This is a genomic window from Baia soyae (genome assembly GCF_004341445.1).
Taxonomy (GTDB): Bacteria; Bacillota; Bacilli; order Thermoactinomycetales; family Thermoactinomycetaceae; genus Baia; species Baia soyae.
Window position 1 is genome coordinate 1 of the sequence record NZ_SLXV01000074.1, and the last position, 4,386, is coordinate 4,386.

A 4,386-nucleotide genomic window follows, 5' to 3' on the forward strand; every position below is an offset into this window, starting at 1 on the left:
ACCGTCTTCTTTGCATAAAAAATCTCCTCCATTGTATATAACTCATTCTACAGGATAAAGGAGATTACTCAAATTTAATTTGGGGGCTAAATAGATTCAATCAGAAGGGTTTCTTTTTAGTGAAGAGCTATTATCTACTCGATTACTTCAACCTTTGGGATGATAACTAAGAATTTTCCTCCCCACTCACGAATAAAAGAGCACTGTTCGACAATTTCTTCTCTTAAGTTCCAAGGTAGGATTAAGAGATAATCTGGTTTGGTCTGTTTAAGCATCTCTGGATTCTGGATAGGAATTCGAGTTCCTGGGAGGTAGAGCCCCTGTTTGTGAGGACTTGCATCCACCGTATAGGGAAGAAACTCTTTCCCTATTCCATAAAAGTTTAAAAGGGTATTGCCTTTAGCTGGTGCACCATATCCGACAATTTGTTTGTTTTCCTCTTTTGCTTGAATCAAGAATTTCAACGTATCGACCTTCAACGCCTCTATTTGTTTTGCAAATTGGAGATAGCTATTTAGTTGATCGAGACCTTGTTCGGATTCTTTTTGTATCAAGTCTTGAACTCTAGTATTTATTCGTAGATCTTTGTGCTCATGTTTAATAAAGAGTCTTAACGATCCTCCATGAGTAGAAAGTTCTTCCACATCGACAATCTGGAGTTTATAGTGTGCTAAAATTCTTTTTACGCTAACTAGAGAAAAATACGAAAAGTGTTCATGATAAATGGTATCGAATTGCTTATGAGTGATTAATTGCAACAGATGAGGAAACTCAATGGTGATCACTCCATCGGCTTTTAATAATGTTTTTAATCCTGCGACAAAATCATGAAGGTTTGGTACATGAGCTAAGACGTTGTTTGCGACAATTAAATCTGCTTGCATGTTTTCCGATGACAATTCTTTCGCTAACTTATTACCGAAAAATTCCGATATGGTATTTACTCCTTTTCGAAGAGCTGCTTCTGCTACATTTTTGGCTGGTTCGATGCCAAGGGAAGGGATATTTTTCTTTTGAAAGTATTGAAGTAAGTACCCATCATTACTAGCGATTTCAATCACTTGTGATGATTCTGTCAAATGAAACCTCTTAGTAGCCATTTCTACGTATGCTTCAGCGTGAAGTAGCCAAGTGGAAGAATAAGAGCTGAAATAAAGATAATCATTAAAGATATTCTGTGGAGATTCAAATTCACTTAACTGAACGAGTAAGCAGCTTTTACAGACAAATGTATGAAGGGGATAGAAGGGCTCCATCTTGTTTAATCCCTCAGCGTTCACAAATGAGTTGGCAAGAGGAGAAACGCCCAAATCCAAAAAAGTGTGCTCTAGGCTGGATTGACAAAAACGACATTTTTTATGATTCACTTTTTAGCGACTCCTTATTTAGTAATAAATGCATTGATTTGCTGATGTGTAAATGCAGATAGATGTTCTCCGGCTATGCACCTCTGATACCATTCAACAGTCCAAGCAATTGATTCTTCTGTTGATAACTTAGGAGTCCACCCTAATTCTTCTTGTGCTTTCGTACTATCAAGTGTCAAGATGAGTGATTCATAGAATGAAGAGGAGGTAGGATAGATGACTTCTAATTTCTTTTTCCATAGATTCATAGTCATTTTGACTATTTTTTCAACTGTAATAGAAGGTTGATTAATGGGTCCAAAATTCCAAGCTCCTGAGTATTTCTCATCTTCCCACAACTTCTCGGCTAAAAGCATATATCCTTGCAGAGGCTCAAGAACATGCTGCCATGGGCGAACCGCATGGGGATTTCGTAGATAGAGTTTTTCTGAGTTCATATAACATCTCGCGAGATTTGGTATTAAACGACCTTCACCCCAATCTCCCCCTCCAATCACATTACCTGCGCGTACAGAGGCTAAACGGAGTGTAGAGTCTTGTAAAAATGATTTTTGATAAGAGATGGCGACTAATTCAGCACAAGCTTTACTTGCGCTATAAGGATCATAACCACCTAATCTGTCACCTTCTTGAAAGGAATAATCACCTAATCCGTCATTCTCATAGCATTTATCACTTGTCACATTTATGAGTACCTTTACACTTGCTACATTTTTGGCTGCCTCTAAAACATTGGCAGTTCCAATCACATTTGTTTCGAACGTGGAAAGGGGCTGTTTATACGAGGTATGTACCAATGGTTGGGCTGCCAAATGGAAAACGATATCAGGCTGTGCTGTATTCATAGATTGTAGCAAGAATGGATAATGCGTAATCGTTCCATGTAGAGAGTCGCACACTTCTCTTACATTTGCTTGTTCAAATAAATAAGGGCTTGACGGTGGATCTAATGAATATCCCACGATATCTGCCCCGAGTGAAGCTAGCCATAATGTAAGCCAAGATCCTTTGAATCCAGAATGTCCCGTAATAAAAACCTTTTTTTTGTTCCAAAAGTCCTTGTTACTCATTTCACCAAACCTTCCAAGGAGCTTCCCCGCTTTCCCACAGCTCCATTAATTTTTTCTTGTCACGTATTGTATCCATGGGGTGCCAGAAATCTTTATGAAGATAGGCGTTTAATTGTTTCTGTTCGGCTAGCTGAACTAAAGATTCTGTTTCCCAAATCGAATCATCGCCTGAAATATAGTCAAAGATTTGAGGTTCTAGCACGAAAAAACCTCCATTAATCCAGGCGCCATCTCCTAAAGGTTTTTCTTTAAATTCGGAAACACTGTCTCCTTCCAGTATGAGTGAACCAAATCGCCCAGGAGGTTGAATGGCAGTAACAGTAGCCAGCTTTCCGTGCTCTCTATGGAACTGGATTAGGTGTTGTATATTTACGTTGCTTACTCCATCTCCGTAAGTAAGGCAGAAGGGCTCATCTCCAATAGCATGTTGGATTCGTTTCACCCGCCCACCGGTCTGGACATTTTCTCCCGTGTCGATAAGAGTTACCTTCCAAGGATCAATTTGAGGGAAATCGGTACTGATTTCATTTGTACGTAAATCGATTGTAAAATTGGACATATGCAGATGATAATTTTTGAAAAAGTCCTTTATGGCATTGCCTTTATATCCCAAGCAAATAACAAACTCTGTAATACCATAGTGGCTAAAAAGTTTCATGATATGCCAAATAATAGGCTTACCGCCGATTTCAATCATTGGTTTGGGTACTAAATGTGTTTCTTCGCCAATTCGAGTTCCATAGCCGCCAGCAAGAATTACAGCTTTCATTTTACCCCTCCAAAATGTGGAAACATGCCATTGTATTCATTCGTTAGCCGTAAATCGGTTGTTCTTTGTGATATTTCTGTATACCATGTTTCCAATTGATTTCTATCCACGCGATGATGTATTCCTGCCGATGGATGAGGAGCGAGTGTAGGACCAATTTGCAATTTTCTTTGTATGATTTCTTCGTTCCACGGACTATATCCAAACCATAAGATAAAAGCATGAGATGGATATGGAATAGAGCTATGTCCAGAAGAATGTCGTCCAGGAACGTAGGATCCGTGTGAATGGCAATGAATGAACCTTCCGCGAGTATTGGATCCGATGTAATGCCATCTAAGTTGTTCTAGGAGATATCCATGATATTTTTGTTCTACTAAAGGCCGTTCGTAAGTGAGCTCTTTATGACGTTCATTAGGATGATCAACCATGAAAATGCCTTCTATGAAATACATCTGTGAGCCTAATCTACTGAGAGAATGCAAAAATTGATCCTTATCAGCGAAGCAGAGGAATTCGGTAATATTTAAAACCATTTTCCAACCTATTGCTTCTGTCTCTGCTTTCATTACTTCATGATCAGTTTGAAAGACATCAAAAAATGAGCCCGTATCTGAATGACGAACCTCCCAATGGGGTGCATATTTTTTACAAATTTCTACTGATTTATCCGTTGATCCCTTATTAATTAAAATCCCATGATCGAATATTTTTGTATGATGCATTAACCACCATGGAAGTAAGTATTCTTCATTGTAAAAATGTGCGATGACGGTCATTTTCACGTAAAATACCACCCTATTTAGAAATATATTTGTGTTACTCATCATATTCGGGCGTATAGGGTGGTATTCATCTCGCATTGGAAAATATATAGTATGGACTCCAAACAATTAGCTTACAAAAGTGTAAGGTTTTTGTAAGCTAATTCGGTAGTCCTAATCTTCATTTTGGTTTATAACTATCTTATAAGGAATTAAACACCATAACGTTTTGCGAACCAGTTGGTGTTTAGACAATCCTAACAACCCCGCCCGGGTTACCATATGTGAAATTAAAATAACACCAATCCTGAATGGATTGGTGTCAGACTGCAGACAAACCTCTTCTGAACAACAAGTTTAGAAGAGGTTTTTGTGTGAATTGACTCAAATATCGTTTATGGCGATGGTTTCTCCAT

Annotated in this window: 4 protein-coding genes; all 4 read right to left on the reverse strand. The window is 38.4% G+C overall.

All coding sequences use genetic code 11. The features are described 5' to 3' along the window. Positions 1–134 precede the first annotated feature (134 nt). From EDD57_RS14075 to EDD57_RS14090, 4 genes are read right to left on the reverse strand one after another with little or no spacing between them, the layout of a single operon-like run. Positions 135–1,367, reverse strand: coding sequence for a class I SAM-dependent methyltransferase (locus tag EDD57_RS14075; protein ID WP_131850048.1), 1,233 nt, complete (start codon positions 1,365–1,367; stop codon positions 135–137). A 14-nt stretch (positions 1,368–1,381) separates the two neighbouring features. Continuing rightward, positions 1,382–2,437: a CDP-glucose 4,6-dehydratase gene (gene rfbG, locus EDD57_RS14080; RefSeq protein ID WP_131850049.1), complete on the reverse strand. Its 1,056-nt coding sequence runs from the start codon at positions 2,435–2,437 to the stop codon at positions 1,382–1,384. Position 2,438: 1 nt separating this feature from the next. Further along, on the reverse strand, positions 2,439–3,206 hold the full coding sequence (gene rfbF, locus EDD57_RS14085) for a glucose-1-phosphate cytidylyltransferase (protein ID WP_131850050.1): 768 nt from the start codon (positions 3,204–3,206) through the stop codon (positions 2,439–2,441). Next, a complete protein-coding gene (locus EDD57_RS14090; RefSeq protein WP_131850051.1) occupies positions 3,203–3,985 on the reverse strand; it encodes a glycosyltransferase family 2 protein in 783 nt (260 codons plus the stop codon). The genes rfbF and EDD57_RS14090 overlap by 4 nt, the downstream gene beginning before the upstream one ends. Positions 3,986–4,386: the final 401 nt, after the last annotated feature.

Excerpts from the sequence above, each read along its gene's own strand:
- rfbG (WP_131850049.1), bottom strand. The coding sequence starts at position 2,437 with ATGAGTAACAAGGACTTTTGGAACAAAAAAAAGGTTTTTATTACGGGA.
- EDD57_RS14090 (WP_131850051.1), bottom strand. The coding sequence starts at position 3,985 with ATGACCGTCATCGCACATTTTTACAATGAAGAATACTTACTTCCATGG.
- rfbF (WP_131850050.1), bottom strand. The coding sequence starts at position 3,206 with ATGAAAGCTGTAATTCTTGCTGGCGGCTATGGAACTCGAATTGGCGAA.